General features: G+C 62.5%; 16 protein-coding genes. 10 read left to right on the top strand and 6 right to left on the bottom strand.

Annotated elements, in window-relative coordinates; genetic code table 11:
* Positions 1 to 7: 7 nt before the first annotated feature.
* The 4 genes from E5720_RS02520 to E5720_RS02505 all read left to right on the top strand — a co-directional run bounded on the left by E5720_RS02520 (position 8) and on the right by E5720_RS02505 (position 4,613).
* Entirely contained in the window at positions 8 to 670 is a 663-nt protein-coding gene (locus tag E5720_RS02520) for a response regulator transcription factor (RefSeq protein ID WP_136169340.1), read from the top strand.
* A gap of 83 nt (positions 671 to 753) precedes the next feature.
* On the top strand, positions 754 to 1,785 hold the full coding sequence (locus tag E5720_RS02515) for an ATP-dependent 6-phosphofructokinase (protein WP_136172389.1): 1,032 nt from the start codon (positions 754 to 756) through the stop codon (positions 1,783 to 1,785).
* 93 nt (positions 1,786 to 1,878) lie between these two features.
* A complete protein-coding gene (gatB, locus tag E5720_RS02510; protein ID WP_136169339.1) occupies positions 1,879 to 3,384 on the top strand; it encodes an Asp-tRNA(Asn)/Glu-tRNA(Gln) amidotransferase subunit GatB in 1,506 nt (501 codons plus the stop codon).
* Positions 3,385 to 3,398: 14 nt separating this feature from the next.
* Positions 3,399 to 4,613, top strand: coding sequence for a cation:proton antiporter (locus E5720_RS02505; protein ID WP_136169338.1), 1,215 nt, complete (start codon positions 3,399 to 3,401; stop codon positions 4,611 to 4,613).
* A gap of 102 nt (positions 4,614 to 4,715) precedes the next feature.
* Here E5720_RS02505 and E5720_RS02500 read toward each other — a convergent pair whose 3' ends face one another.
* Positions 4,716 to 5,300 carry a DUF6636 domain-containing protein gene (locus E5720_RS02500; RefSeq protein WP_247596138.1) on the bottom strand — a complete coding sequence of 195 codons (585 nt, stop codon included), beginning with the start codon at positions 5,298 to 5,300 and terminating at the stop codon, positions 4,716 to 4,718.
* A 185-nt stretch (positions 5,301 to 5,485) separates the two neighbouring features.
* Between E5720_RS02500 and E5720_RS02495 the strand changes: the two genes are divergently transcribed.
* The gene (locus tag E5720_RS02495; RefSeq protein ID WP_168708267.1) at positions 5,486 to 6,247 is read left to right on the top strand and encodes a hypothetical protein; all 762 of its coding nucleotides are present in this window, start codon (positions 5,486 to 5,488) and stop codon (positions 6,245 to 6,247) included.
* A gap of 322 nt (positions 6,248 to 6,569) precedes the next feature.
* Here the strand turns inward: E5720_RS02495 and E5720_RS02490 are convergent, their stop codons facing one another.
* Together E5720_RS02490 and E5720_RS02485 are read right to left on the bottom strand one after the other, a co-directional pair.
* On the bottom strand, positions 6,570 to 7,541 hold the full coding sequence (locus tag E5720_RS02490) for a hypothetical protein (RefSeq protein WP_136169337.1): 972 nt from the start codon (positions 7,539 to 7,541) through the stop codon (positions 6,570 to 6,572).
* Positions 7,542 to 8,309: 768 nt separating this feature from the next.
* Positions 8,310 to 8,945, bottom strand: coding sequence for a DUF1109 domain-containing protein (locus E5720_RS02485; RefSeq protein ID WP_136169336.1), 636 nt, complete (start codon positions 8,943 to 8,945; stop codon positions 8,310 to 8,312).
* A 267-nt stretch (positions 8,946 to 9,212) separates the two neighbouring features.
* On the opposite strand from E5720_RS02485, the gene E5720_RS21925 reads away from it, so the two are divergent.
* Complete coding sequence (locus E5720_RS21925) at positions 9,213 to 9,386, top strand: hypothetical protein (protein ID WP_247596137.1); 174 nt, start codon at positions 9,213 to 9,215, stop codon at positions 9,384 to 9,386.
* Positions 9,387 to 9,530: 144 nt separating this feature from the next.
* Here E5720_RS21925 and E5720_RS02475 read toward each other — a convergent pair whose 3' ends face one another.
* Positions 9,531 to 10,655 (bottom strand): PQQ-dependent sugar dehydrogenase, encoded by a 1,125-nt coding sequence (locus tag E5720_RS02475; protein ID WP_136169335.1) that lies wholly within the window; start codon positions 10,653 to 10,655, stop codon positions 9,531 to 9,533.
* 112 nt (positions 10,656 to 10,767) lie between these two features.
* Here E5720_RS02475 and E5720_RS02470 point away from each other — a divergent pair, with 112 nt between their 5' ends.
* Positions 10,768 to 11,736, top strand: a complete 969-nt coding sequence (locus E5720_RS02470; RefSeq protein WP_136169334.1) for a DoxX family protein — start codon at positions 10,768 to 10,770, stop codon at positions 11,734 to 11,736.
* Positions 11,737 to 11,804: 68 nt separating this feature from the next.
* Here E5720_RS02470 and ilvD read toward each other — a convergent pair whose 3' ends face one another.
* Both ilvD and E5720_RS02460 read right to left on the bottom strand, forming a co-directional pair.
* Entirely contained in the window at positions 11,805 to 13,646 is a 1,842-nt protein-coding gene (gene ilvD, locus E5720_RS02465) for a dihydroxy-acid dehydratase (RefSeq protein ID WP_136169333.1), read from the bottom strand.
* A gap of 56 nt (positions 13,647 to 13,702) precedes the next feature.
* Positions 13,703 to 14,206: a PH domain-containing protein gene (locus E5720_RS02460; RefSeq protein WP_186626805.1), complete on the bottom strand. Its 504-nt coding sequence runs from the start codon at positions 14,204 to 14,206 to the stop codon at positions 13,703 to 13,705.
* A 255-nt stretch (positions 14,207 to 14,461) separates the two neighbouring features.
* On the opposite strand from E5720_RS02460, the gene E5720_RS02455 reads away from it, so the two are divergent.
* From E5720_RS02455 to ilvC, 3 genes are all read left to right on the top strand, one after another.
* The gene (locus tag E5720_RS02455) at positions 14,462 to 16,411 is read left to right on the top strand and encodes an acetolactate synthase large subunit (RefSeq protein ID WP_136169332.1); all 1,950 of its coding nucleotides are present in this window, start codon (positions 14,462 to 14,464) and stop codon (positions 16,409 to 16,411) included.
* Complete coding sequence (gene ilvN / locus E5720_RS02450; RefSeq protein ID WP_084348552.1) at positions 16,408 to 16,911, top strand: acetolactate synthase small subunit; 504 nt, start codon at positions 16,408 to 16,410, stop codon at positions 16,909 to 16,911. Before E5720_RS02455 ends, ilvN begins: the two co-directional genes overlap by 4 nt.
* 62 nt (positions 16,912 to 16,973) lie before the next feature.
* A complete protein-coding gene (ilvC, locus tag E5720_RS02445) occupies positions 16,974 to 17,975 on the top strand; it encodes a ketol-acid reductoisomerase (RefSeq protein WP_210730006.1) in 1,002 nt (333 codons plus the stop codon).
* Positions 17,976 to 18,012 lie beyond the last annotated feature (37 nt).

Here is an 18,012-nt window from a genome sequence, read left to right as displayed (position 1 = left end):
GTCGCCTGTGGCCATCACCGTTTTCATCGCCGACGATCAGGCCATGGTTCGGCAAGGATTCGGCGCACTTCTAGCCGCGCAGTCCGACATCAGCGTCGTCGGCGACGCAGACAACGGCGCTACTGCGGTGACCGAAGTCGAACGTCTGAGACCCGACGTCGTATTGATGGATGTGCGGATGCCGCAGATGAACGGACTGGAGGCCGCCCGGGCGATCCTGCGCGGCTCGCACCACCCACCGGTGCGTGTCTTGATGTTGACGACGTTCGATATCGACGAGTACGTGTACGAGGCACTAACTATCGGTGCGAGCGGATTCATGCTCAAGGATGCGCCTGCCGAGGAATTGATTCGCGGCGTTCGCGTCGTCGCGGCCGGTCAGGCTCTGTTGGCGCCGTCGGTGACGAGGCGGCTCATCGCGGACGTGACCAAGAGGCGTGGTTCGCTGCGGTCGCAGCCGGCGAAGTTGGCCGTCCTCACACCTCGTGAACGCGAGGTCCTCGAACTGATCGCGCAGGGCCTGTCCAATGTCGAAATTGCCGAATCGCTTTTCGTGGCGGAGCAGACCGTCAAGACTCACGTCGGCAAAGTTCTCGGCAAGCTTCATTTGCGCGATCGAGCCCAAGCAGTCGTGCTCGCCTACGAAACTGGAGTCGTCACACCCGGCTGATGTTGCCCATCGTGCTGCCGAAGCGGAAACGAACCGGCAAGATTACGGTGGACGGTATGGATTCGAGGAGAGGCGAGAATGCTATGCGCATCGGAGTTCTGACCGGCGGTGGTGATTGCCCAGGTCTCAATGCGGTGATCAGAGCAGTGGTGCGCACCGCAGATGCGCGCTACGGATCGACAGTCGTGGGATTTCAAGACGGATGGCGCGGCCTGCTCGAGAACCGGCGCGTCCAACTCCGCAACGACGACCGGAACGATCGGCTGCTGACCAAGGGCGGCACGATGCTCGGAACGGCGCGTACCAATCCTGATGTGCTTCGGGCCGGGCTCGACAGAATCAAGGAAACGCTCGAGGACAACGGAATCGATGTTCTCATCCCGATCGGCGGGGAGGGCACTTTGACTGCCGCACACTGGTTGTCGGAGGAAGGCGTACCCGTCGTCGGGGTGCCGAAGACCATCGACAACGACATCGACTGCACCGATGTCACATTCGGGTTCGACACCGCGCTGACGATCGCCACCGACGCCATCGACCGCCTGCACAGCACCGCGGAGTCGCATCAGCGGGTCATGCTCGTGGAAGTGATGGGCCGTCACGCTGGGTGGATCGCCCTGCACTCGGGGATGGCGTCGGGCGCGCACATGACGCTCATACCCGAGCATCCGTTCGATGTCGACGAGGTCTGCGATTTGGTTCGTAAACGCTTTCAGCGCGGTGATTCGCATTTCATCTGCGTCGTCGCCGAGGGCGCCAAGCCGAAAGAAGGATCGATGTCGTTGCTCGACGGCGGCATCGACGAGTTCGGACACGTCAGGTTCACCGGAGTTGCCCACCAACTGGGCCAGGAGATCGAGCGTCGGATCAACAAGGAAGTGCGTACTACTGTTCTAGGTCACGTGCAGCGCGGCGGCACCCCCACTCCATACGACCGGGTGCTGGCGACAAGATTCGGGGTCAATGCAGTAGACGCTGCTCATGCAGGTGATTTCGGCCAGATGGTCTCCGCGAGAGGCACAGAAATCGGTCTCGTATCGCTTGCCGAGGCGGTCAAGCAACTCAAGCGAGTGCCCGAGAGTCGGTACATCGATGCAGCGGCGTTCTTCGGCTAGAGCGCCGTCTGTTCTTGTTCATACCTCACTGTCCGATCTCGATGGGCACCCGTGGTTACTCGCGCAATGTTCCGAGCGCATAAACTCCTGTCCATGACTGCTGCCATGGTCGATCTGATCGATTACGACGACGTGCTGACCCGTTTCGACCCCGTACTGGGTATGGAGGTCCACGTCGAGTTGGGCACAGCCACCAAGATGTTCTGCGGATGCCCGACGGCGTTCGGCGCCGAGCCGAACACTCAGGTGTGTCCTGTGTGCCTGAGTCTTCCAGGGGCGTTGCCCGTCGTGAACGAGGCGGCCGTGGAATCAGCGATTCGCATCGGGCTGGCCTTGAACTGCTCGATCACGCCGTGGGGAAGATTCGCGCGTAAGAACTACTTTTACCCGGATCAGCCCAAGAACTACCAGATCTCCCAGTACGACGAGCCGATTGCGACCGAGGGCTATCTCGACGTGTTGCTCGACGACGGCAGTACCTTCCGCGTCGAGATCGAGCGTGCCCATATGGAAGAGGACACCGGAAAGTCCACTCACGTCGGCGGCGCCACCGGCCGGATCGAAGGGGCGAGTCACTCGCTGCTCGACTACAACCGCGCCGGAGTTCCGCTGGTCGAGATCGTCACCAAGACCATCACCGGCACCGGTGCCCGCGCGCCAGAGGTCGCTCGCGCGTACGTGACCGCGCTGCGCGATCTGCTGAAGTCGCTCGAGGTGTCCGACGTCCGGATGGATCAGGGCTCGCTCCGGTGCGACGCAAACGTATCGCTCATGGAGAAGACGGCAACCGAGTTCGGCACCCGCACCGAGACCAAGAACGTCAACTCCCTCAAGAGCGTCGAGGTCGCCGTCCGTTACGAGATGCGGCGTCAAGCCGCCGTGCTGGTAGCTGGTGGCGAGATCACCCAGGAAACACGTCACTTCCAGGAAGTGGATGGCACAACGACCAAGGGGCGCAAGAAGGAGACCGCCGAGGACTACCGGTACTTCCCCGAGCCCGACTTGGCGCCCGTCGCGCCGGATGCTGCGTGGGTCGAGGAACTGCGCGGCACGCTTCCGGAGTTGCCGTGGTTGCGCCGTGCGAGGATCCAGGCCGACTGGGGCGTCTCCGACGAAGAGATGCGGGACCTCGTCAATTCCGACGCACTCGAACTCGTGGCTGCGACCGTCGACGCCGGTGCACCGCCGCAGGCCGCGCGTTCGTGGTGGGTCTCTTACTTGAGTCAACAGGCCAACATCGCCGGCATCGAATTGGGGGCACTCGCGATCACACCCGTTCAGGTCGCCGAGGTTGCCGCGCTGGTCGAAGACGGCAAGGTCAACAATAACGGTGCTCGTCAGATCGTCGACGGTGTTCTGGCCGGTGAAGGTGAGCCTGCGGAAGTCATGGCTGCCCGCGGCCTCGTCATGGAGAAGGACGAGGGGAAGCTTCAGGCAGCGGTGGACGAGGCTCTGGCAGCGAATCCCGGTGTCGCTGACAAAATTCGCAGCGGCAAGGTGCAGGCTGCTGGTGCGATCGTGGGCGCTGTGATGAAAGCGACTCGGGGCCAGGCCGATGCGGCTCGGGTGAAGGAACTGGTACTTCAAGCCTGCAGCTGAGTTAGAGTCGGCCCATGCCGTCGGCGGGTGCATCGCTCTTCTGGATCTCACTGATCGCGGTGCTCGCGCCGCTCGCCGCAGGGTTCGTGCCGCGGCGATTACTGCCGGAAGTCGTTTTACTGTTGGTGTTCGGAATGCTGGTGGGCCCGAACGTTTTCGGCCTCGCCGTCGACGGCACCGAAGTGGACTTGCTTCGCGAGCTCGGCCTTGGCATGTTGTTTCTTCTCGCAGGTTTCGAGATCGATATCTCGGAAATTACGGGGCGAGGGGGCCGTCGAGCGCTGGTTACGTGGTTGTTCAGCCTCGCCGCAGCATTCGGGGCGGTATTTCTGCTTGGACAAACGGGTATGGCTACCGCGGAAATAGCGGTGGCCATCGCATTGACCTCGACGGCGCTCGGGACATTACTGCCGATCCTCAAGGACGGTGGTCTTCAGAACACACCGCTTGGACGCACCGTGATCAATCACGGCGCGATCGGCGAGCTCGGTCCGGTGATCGCGATGGCCGTTCTGCTCGGTTCGCGCGGTGACCTGAAGTCGATCCTGATTCTCGCGCTGTTCGTCGCTGCAGCCGTTGCTGTCGGCTTCATCCCTGCGCGATTGCTCCGTGAAGGTTCCGATCTACTGGCGGTGATTCGGCGAGGCGCCGGCACCACCGCACAGACGACGGTCCGCCTTACGATGCTGCTGCTCATCACGTTGACCGCCATCGCGACGATCTTCGGGCTCGACATCATCCTCGGTGCCTTCGCCGCCGGGTTCATTCTGCGCCGGGTCGTACCGAGCGGCGACGAGCAGCTCGAAACCAAACTCGAGGGCTTGGCATTCGGGTTCCTCATCCCGGTCTTTTTCGTGACCTCGGGAATGTCGATCGACATCGGTGCGGTGCTCGCGGAACCTGGCATTCTCCTTGCGTTTCTGGCTCTTCTCGTCCTGATTCGGGGTGTTCCGGTTTTCATCGCAACCAGGTTGGATCGACAGGAGAATTTCACCACCCGTGAGCAGTTCCGCGTCGCGCTCTACGCGACGACCGGCCTGCCACTCATCGTCGCGGTCACCGGTGTAGCGGTCGACGCGGGGGAGATGTCCACGGCCAGTGCCTCGATACTCGTTGCTGCAGGCGCGATTACAGTGTTGGTGCTCCCGCTGATCGCGACCCTCCTCGCCTCGGATCCTCCGAAGCTCGACCAGTCACCTCACGATGTACACCCCCGAGAACCCTCCTGAAGCCATCGACGTGGGCGGCGTCGGCGATCATGCGGGCCAGGTTCTGAGGTGCTCGGCGGTCGTGCCGTCGTTACCGAGCTGATGTACACCGATTGCTAGCGGTCAGTACCAGGGTGCTGATTCGGTGGACAGTTCGAAGCCGTGACCGTTGTCGGTGGTGCATCCCATGCCGCTCCGGCGGGACACACAGGTGTATCCACCGGTAGTGACGGACTGGCCGTACTCCAAGACTGTCGGGTGTTCGGTCGTGAATACACCCTGGTTGAAGCACGATGGCTCCACGCTGTCCGGATGCAGGAAGAAGCCCTTGCTCAACTGTTCGACGGTGAAGGTGGGATTGACGCAGTTCGCTCCGTCCGGAACAGGTGCATCGCGGGCTTGGCATCCGGAACCATAGGTTCCTTCGGAGATGCGGCACCAGATGTTGCCCGACGGCGACACCCACGCTATTCCGTATCCGTCAGCGGACAGCGAGGCCGGATCGACCGCGCGCACATCAGTACTGGGGTCAGCAACGTTGGTGTCCGTCGACTCGACGGGCTCAGGATCCGTCGTGGCCGTCAGCATGGGCGTCGATATCGACATGTCCGTCCCGTTCGAACCGTCAGCGGCTGTGCATCCGGTGAGCGTCGCGATGGCAGCGGCAACCGCCGCAGCAATCGATACGTGCGCGCGGTTCTTGCACAACGAAATCCGTCGCGTCCGGTGGTCCGCGAGTTAGTTCATGAACGAAACCTTAGCTCGGGAATGGTGCACTTTCGAAGACTGCGTATCCGCCAATCACAGTGGCATTTCTCCGTTCAGGTGCACAAATAGCCATGCCTTCAGGGGTGTACGTCCCGCCGACTCGGCATAGATGATGTAGTGATGCCATGACGTGGGATCCGGCAACAACAGACAGTCAAGACTGGGACGAGCGCGGGCTCCGACGCGCTACCGACATCGGCGCAGCAACCTGGATCATCGAGAACACGCCTGGCTTCAATCACACTGTTGCAGCGCTGGTACCGCCAGTCTTCTCGGCGTATGCCCGTATCTTCCACCCCGCCAGCACGTTGGACGGCTACCCCGTGCACTGGAGAACGGTGGCCCGCGCGAACCACCGCGTCGCGCACCCTGCGATGGAATGGGGGTCCATCGTGGGAAGCTGGCAGATGTCCGAACAGGAAGGTTTGTGGGACGGTCCCCCTGAGCAAGGATCACTGCCTGCGGATACAGCACGGGCCTTGGCGGACACTCTCCGCGATTTCACGCGAACACCCTCGCAGTGTTGGTTCGCGCACTGGGAAGGTTCCGGCCACATCGAGGCGCCATCGAACTATCCGCGCCTACCGATGCCGGCCCGGGACATGATTCTGTTCTCGGGCGATATCGATCACGCGGACGTCCAGTTCGGCGCTGGTAAGCAGTTCCCGTTCGGGATGAGCGCACACTTGTGGTGGCCGGACGACCGAAGCTGGTGCGTGGCAACTGATATCGACCTCATGACCACCTACGTGGGCGCGTCGAACGAGTGCGTCGAAAAGCTCGTCGACAACCCTGCGCTGGAGGCACTACGGGTGGACCCGACTCAAAGGGTTACATGGGATAGTGACACCCTCAACCCAATGCCGGTTGCAGACCCTTTTGCCTGAACGCCGGAACGTCGTCAGACACTCGACCGTGGCAGCTATTCGCAGTCCGAGCATGAAGAATTCTGATTCTGTTTATCGATCAGTGGCTTAGCTCCCTCATTCACCCCGGTGCTGGCTTTACTAATTCGATCCGGTCGCGCTGGGTCAGTCGGACCTGCCACCACAACGAGCGTTTCTGGGATGGGGCCCATTGGGTGTTCATCAGGCGGGCGATGCGAGTTCTGCCGGACGGTGCAGAGTGGTAGCGCAAAAGACCTCCTGCACAAACGGACTCGCGTTCCTGGGTACTTGCGCCAGCCATGAGGCGGCGGCGTCTGCAGTTCTAGCCCTCGTGGTTGCGACCGAATTGCACCCAGGTAACTCCGTCGATCTCTTTCGGTGACCGGAACACGGGTTGATTGAACAGTGTGGCACCGATGGTGCGCGCAGGTCTTTGCGCTCGGCCGTCATCGAACTTTCGGAGCTGTTCGGCGCGTACTCCCGCGAGGTCGATGTCGAAGCCGTATGCCTTGTCACCGGCTACCAGATGCCAGGTGTAACGAACAGTCACTCGTGACAGGCCGTGGAGGGCCACTTCATCGATTGTGAACCACCGGCTATTTCCCATCCGTCCGAGTTCATCGGCGAAAGTGGATGTCAGTGTGGAAATGAACTCGTGCGCCCACACCGAGGGCTCGGCCGCCAATGGGCGAGCTACCAGGTCGGAGTTGACGATGTCACCGTGTCGCCTGAGGTGGGCGAGCAGTTCCTGATTTTCAGGGACGACTTTCTCGGGGTAGGCGCGGCGCCCTCCACAGAGGAAAAGCCACCGGAAGTCGCTGGGGGCCAGCCGTGGGGCGGCAATATCTGCGAACACGAGAAAGAGTGCTGGGAGGGGCCGTAACTGCGCTCTGTCGCTGAGTAGTCGGTATGAGTAGTCAGCCAAGTCTCCGAGGACGGCGCGGGTCCATGCGGTCTGTTCGCGGACCGGTAGGACCACTGCTGGGGGTGGATGACCTCGGCGTTCTTCACCGGTGCCATTCAATCGTGCGTGGACCGCAACCGTCACCATTCGTGTACCAGCTGCGCGGTCGAAGGTTCCCAGAAAGAATGGATCTGAGGTCGTGACGAAAACTTTGACCGTCACGTCGTCGAGTTCGACGCTGCGTGCTTCGATCGAAGGCCCCCGCCCTAATGACGGCGTGCGGTCGGTTCCGTAGACGGTTGTCAAGTAGTCGCGCATTCGATCGAGATCAATATCTTCTTTGTTGCGAATTATTGTCGCGATCTCGGAGGGGGTCTTGTCCTCAATCATGTGCTCATTCATCAGATACTGGGGACATGCTAGTCCGCGGATGCCCCCACGGACTAGCGAAAGATTCCTTGAGATTGAGATGTCGGTTCTCAGATCCACCCCTACAATTTCGATGGGCGGGGTGTTCGGAAAGTGGGACTGCCAGCCACCAGGAGCTGGCGGTCAGGCTATCGACGAGGACTTCGTCTGAACCGACGGCTTGTTCCGCAGAATAAACTCGTCAATCGGACAACCCCTCGTCAAACGGCATTCGCCGATCGTAGCGATCGATCTGAGCATCGCAGTGGCCGCGACACTGGTTGTGTGCTCAGCGAGTTCGGCGAAAACGTGTCGGTGTCTGCCTCCACGCTGTCGCCGTGTGAGTGAAAGCGCCGATGTGGGTGTAACTCCGGTAACCGATCGTGTGCTGAACGAGCTCGCCGACCGTCTGATGGACAGGATGGATCAACTGCTCGACCGGCTGACTGATCGAACAACGGCGGCACCGGTGCCCGGATCGCGTACATGGGGGTCGGCGTGGAATGAGCGAGACACTGCATTTGGCGTGCCCGCGACCAAGAAAGATCTCGCGTGCGGAATGAATTGACACGCCTGGCGGTCGCAAAACTCGGCCCGAAGCACGTTGCCGCCCTCCAGGTCCCAGCTCGACATCGGCCGGCGGTGACGACCCGCGCGGCGAGCGCCGGTCGTAGTCCTGTCGACGATGCGCAGCTGGCTTTCTTATGACGATTCCCTTCGTACCTTCTCACTACTGCGGAATGCGGCAGATCAGTCTCGGTATACCGATTCGTATCGGTACCAAGGGCCGTCGAGGTGAGTGGAAGAGAAATCGACATCGCCCAGGCCGCCCGGTTCATGATCAGGTGAGTACACCCACCCGCTCGTAAAGCTGAAAAAGACGGTCGAATTGTCGACGAAATAGACCTCACCCGACGGGCCGCCTCGCGCGCGACTGATATCGAAAGGACCGATCTCGAACTCATCGCGGGACGTGCCGGGGTTCTCCCGGATGTCGACGGCGATTGCCTCGAACTCGCTGCGCTTGTCGAGGAAGGTCGTGCCTGGCCCCCACGCCACGAACGCAACGGCAGCAGAGACGACGACGGGCGCAGGAAGTATCCACCAGGACCAACGTCGGTCGCGGCCGAGCACGTAGAGGGTTCGGATCGCCCACACCAGCCCAGTGACGGCCAAAACCACAAGTACGACTAGGTGGGCCAGCAGTGGGTCGGCCCAGGTGTGTGCGGCGAACGGCGACGGCCACCAATTTCGTTTGACGCAGACCCATACCGCGACGGCGGCCGTCACGATGAAGAGCAGTATTCGACCGGGTGGCTTCGCCCGTGTCCGCTCGCCCGTCAGCTGCCGATGCACCCACCTGTCGAGCGATGTCATTCTCGCCATCGAGTCAGGATATCGGTCACAGCGCTGCGGTCCCCTTCGCCGCGTCCAGAGTCGGTAGCCGGCGTTCGAGACGCGTTGAACTCGAACTGGTGGCGCGGCCGATCTCGAACCGTGTACGTCAGTACGGTTGATGTCGATGAGGCAGAACAGGGCGGAAGCAACGCGGGGGATCCGGCGGGCACCTGGTTACCAGAGTTCGTTCCGTTTGCGGGGCTCGACGGCTACTTTCTTTTTGTCGATTCCAGACCAGGGCCATTGCGTGGCTGTGTGAGCGAGTTCGAGAAAGTGGGTGCCTACGATCGTGGACCGCAATGGATCTCCCTGAGCGCCATGCTCACCGATCTAGCAGATGCTCTCGACACCGGCGGCAAATTCGCGGAAGTGTGGCGCCCGAGCATCGTCAACGGCCAGCTGGACTGGACGTACGAGGCGAACGGATAGCCCTGCCGACCATTATTACGGTCGCGGAACGGTTCGCATCACGATCCCAGGATGGCGATCAGATTACCGTTGAAAGCGAACGTCCTCGATGCCCGCGCACCTCGATGTGGACTGCCGCATTGAACAGCGCGCACAGGAAGAGTGCTAGTCGAACCCGCCGCCGCCTGCCGGAATGGGAATCTTGACTACTCGATCGTCGTTGGGGCCGGGGGCGTCGCCGTTCTTGTTGACGGTGCCGGCCCAGATCTGACCGTCCGGAGCAAGTGCCGCGCCGTTGAGTTGGCCGTATCGATCCTGAACGAGCAGTGTCGGAGCCGCGGTGACCGAGCCGGTGTCCTGATCGGTGGCGAGTACTGCCATCGCGCGGGCGGTGGTCAGTGACACCGCTACGGTTCCGGGTCCAGCCGCGCATCCCGCGACGCCGGGGCGGTCGGGCCACGTCCAGACCGGCGAGATCACCGTACCGAGCGGATCGATGCGCTGTAGTCGATCCTCGACGGCTGTGCGATCGGTGACCCAGATGCTGCCCGCCGGGTCCAGGCACACGTCTCCTGCTGTTCCGATTCCGCTGAGCGCGACCTGAGGCGCGGGCTGCGTCGCCGACGGTGTGAGGGACTCGACACGTAGAAGCTTCCCGGCCAACGACGCGGGATTCGTTGCCGCAGAGGGGTTTCCCGCGTCTCCGGTCAGGACGAGCAGTTGGTTCGGGCTGTAGAAGTCGAGGGCACCGCGATTGCCTTGGCTTCCTTTTGGAATGCCGGTGAGGACCGCCTTGGGTGTGTCGCCGACTGCGATTCGTACGACGCGGTTGTCCGAATCGGTAGTGATGTAGGCGTAGATCAGCCCGTCCTCGGTGTAGGTAGGGGATAGGGCGAGATCGAGAAGTCCTCCGTCGCCTTGGGGGTCGACGTCGATCTGTGCGATCTGGATCGGAGACTGCCCCGCAGTCACCTGCATGATGCGTCCTGTGCGACGCTCGGCCACCAAGGCGGACATCCCGCCCGGCAACACCACGAGACCGCCGGTCGAGTCCAAACAGGTGGCGACGACGTTGGGGTCTGGGTCCACGCAAGGCCCCGCGGGCGGCGCCTGCCCGCCGGGTTGAGTCGACGTCGGGGGTGCATCGGGATCCACCGGGTTTATCTCCGCGGCACCGAACGACGGTTCCGGGCTGAAGGGTGTCGTGGCCGACTCGTCGAACCGCGCACATCCGGTCACGATCACTGCCGTCACCGCGAGGATGGCTGCTGCAGTTCGGGTCGGCCTCATCGTCTGAAGGGTACTCAAAAGCGAAGGGTCCATCGTCAGGCGGCCGCAATTGTGCCGCCGCGCGGAGTCGAATGAGCCTGGATCGGCGACGCGGCGATCTAGTGTTGAGCGCGTGACCGACAAGCCTCGTGACTCCGACGCAACCGACACCGGCTACGAACCGGCGCCGAGCCCGTACGACCAACCGACCGAACAGCTGACGCCGACGACTCGGTCGACCCCGACCCCGCCCGAGACATCCGCTGGCCCCGGTAGCAGTGGATTGGACCGCAGTGGCTCGAACCGCAGCGGATCGGATCGGATGCCGCGTACCGATGAGGACCTGGACTTCGGCGAGCGAGGCTCGGGGTCGTATCCGACCGAGCAGATACCGTCGTTTCAGCCGTCCAAATACGATGAGCCGATCGCCCCGGATTCGCGATACGGCGCCGGTTCCTACTCGGAGCAGCCGACGGAGTTCATCGAAACGCCAGCCGCCAACACTCGTGGGCGTGGAGCCGCCGAGGTGGCCGCGCCCGTCCCCGAGCCGATCACTCGGACCGAAACCGTCGAGATCCCCGCGCGAAGAGGAACGACAGATCTCGGGTTGCTCCTACTCAGGCTGGCGGTAGGCGGAATTTTCCTGGTCCACGGGCTGCAGAAGCTCATCGGCCTGTGGAACGGTCCGGGTCTCGACGGATTTCGCACTCTTCTCGAGGACTCCGGCTACGAGCAGGCCAATCTGTTGGCCATCGCCGGTGCAGTCGGTGAGACGGCCGGTGGTGCGCTACTGATCCTGGGCTTGGCGACGCCGTTCGCCGGGGCTGCGGTACTCGCTGTCGCCATCAACGCGTGGTGCTTCAAGCAGGCTGCGGAGCCTGGCCTCGCATTCTTCGCGCCGGATGGCGTGGAATACGAAACCTTGCTCGGTGTTGCAGCGGCGGCGATCATTTTGACCGGCCCGGGCAAGATCGCTTTCGACGGTCGTCGAGGCTGGGCAACGCGTCCGCGCTTCGGCTCGTTCATCGCGCTCGTACTCGGCATCGCAGGCGGCGTGTGCCTGTGGATTTTCTTGAACGGTGCCAATCCACTGGTCCAGTAGCTCTTCCCACAGTGAAGGGCCCGGGTGCGCATCGAGCGCAACCGGGCCCTTCACTGTTTTTTCAGTACTCAGGGGACGTATCGAACGGCGCCCTTGTCTGCGGAAGTGGCCAGGGCCGCGTAGGCGCGCAATGCAGTGGTGACCGTTCGTTGCCGGTCCACCGGCTGCCAAGGCCGTTCGGACGCATCCATTTTCTCTCGTCGCTCTTCGAGAACCTCTGCGCCGACGAGTATTTCCAGTGTGCGCGCGGCGACGTCGATGCGTACCTGGTCCCCATCCTGAACGAGACCGATGACGCCTCCGGCCGCTGCCTCTGGAGAGATGTGTCCGATGGACAAGCCGGATGTTCCGCCGGAAAATCTTCCGTCGGTGATCAATGCACAGACCTTGCCGAGTCCGGCTCCCTTCAGGAATGCGGTCGGGTGCAGCATCTCCTGCATTCCCGGGCCGCCCTTGGGACCTTCGTAACGTACGACGAGGACATCTCCTGCCTTGATCTTCTTCTGGAGGATCGCCGAGACCGCCTCTTCCTGCGACTCGACGACCAGCGCGGGGCCCTGGAAAGTGAACAGCTCTTCCTCGATCCCCGCGGTTTTCAGGATTGCGCCGTCGAGTGCGACATTTCCGCGTAGAACGACCAGGCCGCCCTCGACGGTGTAAGCGTGTTCCTTGTCACGAATACATCCTCCGGCCGCGTCGGTATCGAGCGAATACCATCGGTTGTCGGTCGAGAACGGTTCGACTGTGCGTACTCCACCCGGCGCGGCGTGGAACAGCTCGATCGCCTCGTCCGAGGCTGCACCGGAGCGAATGTCCCAGGTGTCGAGCCAATCTTCGAAACTCTTGGTGTGGACGGTGGATACTTCGGTTTCGAGAAGCCCTGCACGTCGCAGTTCGCCGAGCAACGCCGGAATTCCGCCCGCCCGGTGTACGTCCTCCATGTGGTAGTCCGAGTTGGGGGAGACCGTTGCCAGACAAGGCACCTTGCGGCTGATGTCGTCGATGGTGTCCAAATCGAAGTCGACCTCGCCTTCCTGCGCAGCAGCGAGCGTATGCAGAACGGTGTTGGTCGATCCGCCCATCGCCACGTCGAGAGCCATCGCGTTTCGGAACGCCGCCGGAGTGGCGATATTGCGGGGAAGAACGGAGGAGTCCTCGTCGCGGTAATACTTGAGTGCCGCTTCGACGATGGTGGTTCCGGCACGGGTGAACAGCGCGCGCCGCGCCGAGTGCGTGGCCAGCGTCGAACCGTTTCCGGGCAGAGCGAGGCCGAGCGCCTCGGTGAGGCAGTTCATCGAATTGGCAGTGAACATCCCCGAGCAGGATCCACAGGTCGGGCAGGCGCTGCGCTCGATCTCGTCGAGTCCGTCCTCGGACACGGCGTCGTTGGCCGATGCCGAGATGGCGGTGATCAGGTCCGTCGGAGCCTGTGCGACGCCATCGACGACGACGGCCTTGCCGGCCTCCATCGGCCCGCCGGAGACGAAGACTGCCGGAATGTTGAGGCGCATGGCTGCATTGAGCATGCCCGGGGTGATTTTGTCGCAGTTCGAGATGCAGACGAGTGCGTCGGCGGTGTGCGCGTTGGCCATGTATTCGACGGAATCGGCGATGATCTCGCGGCTCGGCAGCGAATACAACATGCCGCCGTGACCCATCGCGATTCCGTCGTCGACGGCGATGGTGTGAAATTCGCGGGGCACTCCGCCTGCGGCACGGATGGCGTCCGCGACGATCTCACCGACGTTCTTCAGATGTACGTGGCCGGGCACGAACTGCGTGTAGGAATTGGCGATCGCCACGATCGGTTTGCCGAAGTCGGAGTCCGTCATTCCTGTTGCGCGCCACAGCGAGCGCGCACCCGCAGCGTTGCGTCCGACAGTGGTTACTCGTGACCGTAGCGGGGGCATGCTTTCGATTCCTCAATCTCGGAGCGGATTATCGCGCCGTCGAGATTACTCCCGCGCTAGGAAGGGTCTGTCTCTGGAGCGATCTCCGGGGCCTCGTCGGGATGTTCGGCATCTTGCGCGGCGTCGGCTCGGGCCGAGGCGTAGGGGTCGGTGATTCGTCCACCGCTTGCGGCCGCCAACTGGGGTAGTCGATCGAACCGGACGAGGGGTAGTGACTTCTCGGTCTTGTCGGTCAGGACAACGCGGGCCCAGCGACGGTCGGGGAAGTGAATTCCTCGAACTCGGTCCCATTCGATGAACTCCGAACCCACGATCCGACGCACTGCGAGGCCCTGCTCGCTGACGGTCGTGCGGACTCGGAGAACCCAGATGGCGACCGCCACGGGAACGAGGAACAGCCAGCCGAACACGGCGGGCCAACTCGCTGCCGGGAACGACACGCCGAACAGAAGAAGGACAACGCCCACCAACGCGAGCTTGGGGAGTCGGATGACCTGCGGAGACGGATCGGGGGTGTGGGATGATGAGTCCGGTGGTTCGGACTGCTGTGAGGATGACACCCCTTCATCCTCGCATTGCAACTGCGCGATCTCACATAATGGGATTGCGTCGTGACGAGTTTGACTCTTCCCTATGCGCGCGCCTACCGTCGAGCACGTGAAGCGGAATTGGATACTCGTAATCGGCCGGCGCGTCAACGCCTGAGCCGGTTGTTCAAACTCGCATCGACGCGCCACCCTCGTACAGCTACTGCTGACGGGGGTTTTTTCTTGCCCAGAGATCGCCCAGAACTCGAAAATCCTGAGGAAGCAGCAGTGAGCGCACCAACCGCACGCCCAGGGCCCACGACTCGTAAGTCGGGCACAGTCAACAGCTCGTCGACGTCCGAAACGCCGACGGCCGGCTCCAATGACGGATCACGTCGTCATGTAGCGCCCGAGAAAGTGACCGGCGCACAGTCCGTCGTCCGAGCGCTCGAAGAACTCGATGTCGACACCGTGTTCGGCATTCCGGGAGGAGCAGTACTTCCCGTCTACGACCCACTCTTCGATTCGAAGAAGGTTCGACACGTTCTGGTTCGCCATGAGCAAGGCGCCGGACATGCCGCGACCGGATACGCGCAAGCCACCGGCCGTGTCGGCGTATGCATGGCGACGTCCGGTCCTGGAGCGACCAACCTTGTCACTCCGCTCGCCGACGCTCAGATGGACTCGGTTCCGATCGTTGCGATCACCGGTCAGGTCGCCCGATCGCTCATCGGTACCGATGGTTTCCAGGAAGCCGACATCTCGGGCATCACGATGCCGGTGACCAAGCACAACTTCCTGATCACCGACGGCGCCGATATCCCGCGCATCATGGCCGAGGCGTTCTACCTCGCTGCCTCGGGGCGTCCCGGTGCTGTGCTCGTCGATATCCCGAAAGATGTGCTCCAGGCGCAGACCACCTTCTCGTGGCCGCCGGAGATGCGTCTGCCCGGCTACCGACCGGTCACCAAGCCGCACGGGAAGCAGGTTCGCGAGGCGGCGCGCTTCATCGCCGATGCCAAGCAGCCGGTCCTCTACGTCGGCGGCGGCGTCATCAAGTCCAACAGCTCCGCCGAACTGCTCGAGCTCGCCGAGCTGACCGGGATACCCGTCGTCACGACGCTCATGGCCAGGGGAGCGTTCCCGGACAGCCATCAGCTCAATCTCGGCATGCCCGGAATGCACGGGACAGTCGCTGCGGTCGCTGCGCTGCAGCGCAGTGATCTACTCATCACTCTCGGCGCGCGCTTCGACGACCGCGTCACCGGGCAGTTGTCCACGTTCGCCACCAATGCCAAGGTCATCCACGCCGACATCGATCCGGCCGAGATCGGTAAGAACCGCTACGCGGACGTCCCGATCGTGGGTGACTGCAAAGAGGTCATCACCGAACTCATCGAGGCCATCCGCGCGGACCGAGCCACCGGAACGACGCTCGATCTCGCGGACTGGTGGGTCTATCTCGATGACATCCGCAACACCTACCCGTTGAGCTACGACCGTCCGACCGACGGTGCGATGTCGCCGGAATTCGTGATCTCCTCGGTCGGTAGAATCGCCGGACCGGATGCGATCTACTGCGCGGGAGTGGGCCAGCATCAGATGTGGGCCGCCCAGTTCATCAAGTACGAGAAGCCGCGCACGTGGCTGAACTCGGGCGGACTCGGAACCATGGGTTACGCGGTGCCCGCCGCGATGGGCGCCAAGATGGGATTACCCGACGCCGAGGTGTGGGCGATCGACGGTGACGGCTGCTTCCAGATGACCAATCAGGAACTCGCTACCTGCGCAGTCGAAGGTATCCCCATCAAGGTTGCTGTGATCAACAACGGCAACCTGGGCATGGTGCGACAGTGGCAGACCTTGTTCTACGAGGAGCGGTACTCCAACACGAACCTGGGTACGCACGGCGCCAAGCGCATCCCGGACTTCGTCATGCTCGCCGAAGCGCTCGGGTGTGTCGGACTGCGGTGCGAGCGAGAAGAGGATGTCGAGGACGTCATCGCTCAGGCTCGTGCGATCAACGACCGTCCGGTTGTCATCGACTTCATCGTCGGTGCCGACGCGCAGGTGTGGCCGATGGTCGCAGCAGGCACCGGAAACGACGAGATCATGGCTGCCCGCGGAATTCGGCCATTGTTCGACGATGACGAGGCAACGGGCGCCGAGCCTGCCGTGATCGAAGAAGCTATGGCACGCGAGCAGGCGCACGGCGAAGCGAAAGGCACCGACAAGTGAGCACGAGCCACACCCTCAGCGTTCTCGTCGAGGACAAGCCAGGCGTCCTCGCCCGAGTCGCGGCATTGTTCTCGCGACGCGGATTCAACATCTCCTCGCTCGCCGTAGGTGGGACGGAGATCCCCGAGATCTCGCGGATGACGATCGTGGTCACTGTCGACGAGTTCCCGCTGGAACAGGTGACCAAGCAGCTGAACAAGCTCATCAACGTCATCAAGATCGTCGAGCAGGACGACGATTCTTCGGTGGCCCGCGAACTGGTCCTGATCAAGGTTCGAGCCGATTCGAGCGTGCGTAGCGAAGTCATCGAGACCGTGAACCTGTTCCGCGCCAAGGTTATCGACGTGTCGCCCGAGGCGGTCACGGTCGAAGCAACGGGTACGAGGTCGAAACTCGATGCGTTGCTCAAGATGTTGGACCCCTATGGAATTCGAGAAATAGTCCAGTCGGGAGTCGTTGCCGTCGGACGTGGACCGAAATCGATCACCGCGTCGCGCTAGCGACCGCAGTGACGAACTAGCGTAAAACCCAAGAGGAAAGGTAGTAACCAGTGGCAGTCGAGATGTTCTACGACGACGATGCTGATCTGTCGATCATTCAGGGCCGCAAGGTCGCTGTTATCGGCTACGGAAGCCAGGGCCATGCGCACTCGCTGAGCCTGCGCGATTCCGGAGTCGATGTGCGCATCGGCCTCAAGGAAGGTTCGAAGTCTCGCGCCAAGGCCGAGGAGCAGGGCCTCGAGGTCGGCACTCCCGCCGAGGTCTCCGCATGGGCCGACGTGATCATGGTGCTCGCACCGGACACGGCTCAGGCATCGATCTACAAGGAAGAGATCGAGCCGAACCTGAAGGACGGCGACGCGCTGTTCTTCGGACACGGACTCAACATCCACTTCGATCTGATCGAAGCTCCCGACTTCGTCACCGTCGGCATGGTCGCCCCGAAGGGCCCCGGCCACCTCGTGCGCCGTCAGTTCGTCGATGGCAAGGGTGTCCCGGCGCTCATCGCCATCGATCAGGATCCCAAGGGCGAGGGCCAGGCGCTCGCACTGTCCTGGGCAAAGGGAATCGGCGGCACGCGCGCCGGAGTCATCAAGACCACGTTCAAAGAAGAGACCGAGACGGACCTCTTCGGCGAGCAGGCCGTGCTGTGCGGCGGCACCGAGGAACTGGTCAAGATCGGGTTCGAGGTCATGGTCGAAGCCGGTTACGCGCCGGAGATGGCGTACTTCGAGGTGCTGCACGAGCTCAAGCTCATCGTCGACCTCATGTACGAAGGCGGTATCGCGCGGATGAACTACTCGGTGTCCGACACCGCTGAGTTCGGTGGCTACCTGTCCGGACCGCGCGTCATCGACGCCGGCACCAAGGAGCGCATGAAGGAAATTCTGGCCGACATCCAGTCCGGTGAGTTCACCCGTCGTCTCGTCGCCAACGTCGAGAACGGCAACACCGAGCTCGAAGGACTGCGCAAGGCCAACGCCGAGCACCCCATCGAGGTCACCGGCAAGAAGCTGCGCGGTCTGATGAGCTGGGTCGATCGTCCGATCACGGAAACAGCCTGATCGCAGCCGAATTCGTTCGGTAGTACCTGCTTGACGA

The sequence above is a fragment of the Rhodococcus sp. PAMC28707 genome, from assembly GCF_004795915.1.
GTDB lineage: Bacteria > Actinomycetota > Actinomycetes > Mycobacteriales > Mycobacteriaceae > Rhodococcoides.
Note: the sequence above shows the minus strand (reverse complement) of the source record. Positions and strands in the feature narration are given on the sequence as shown.

Bases quoted from the DNA above. Each gene is read 5' to 3' on its own strand.
- E5720_RS02515 (WP_136172389.1), top strand. From the start codon at position 754: ATGCGCATCGGAGTTCTGACCGGCGGTGGTGATTGCCCAGGTCTCAAT.
- E5720_RS02495 (WP_168708267.1), top strand. From the start codon at position 5,486: ATGACGTGGGATCCGGCAACAACAGACAGTCAAGACTGGGACGAGCGC.
- gatB (WP_136169339.1), top strand. From the start codon at position 1,879: ATGACTGCTGCCATGGTCGATCTGATCGATTACGACGACGTGCTGACC.
- E5720_RS02485 (WP_136169336.1), bottom strand. From the start codon at position 8,945: ATGGCGAGAATGACATCGCTCGACAGGTGGGTGCATCGGCAGCTGACG.
- E5720_RS02505 (WP_136169338.1), top strand. From the start codon at position 3,399: ATGCCGTCGGCGGGTGCATCGCTCTTCTGGATCTCACTGATCGCGGTG.
- ilvC (WP_210730006.1), top strand. From the start codon at position 16,974: ATGTTCTACGACGACGATGCTGATCTGTCGATCATTCAGGGCCGCAAG.
- E5720_RS02490 (WP_136169337.1), bottom strand. From the start codon at position 7,541: ATGATTGAGGACAAGACCCCCTCCGAGATCGCGACAATAATTCGCAAC.
- E5720_RS02475 (WP_136169335.1), bottom strand. From the start codon at position 10,655: ATGAGGCCGACCCGAACTGCAGCAGCCATCCTCGCGGTGACGGCAGTG.
- ilvD (WP_136169333.1), bottom strand. From the start codon at position 13,646: ATGCCCCCGCTACGGTCACGAGTAACCACTGTCGGACGCAACGCTGCG.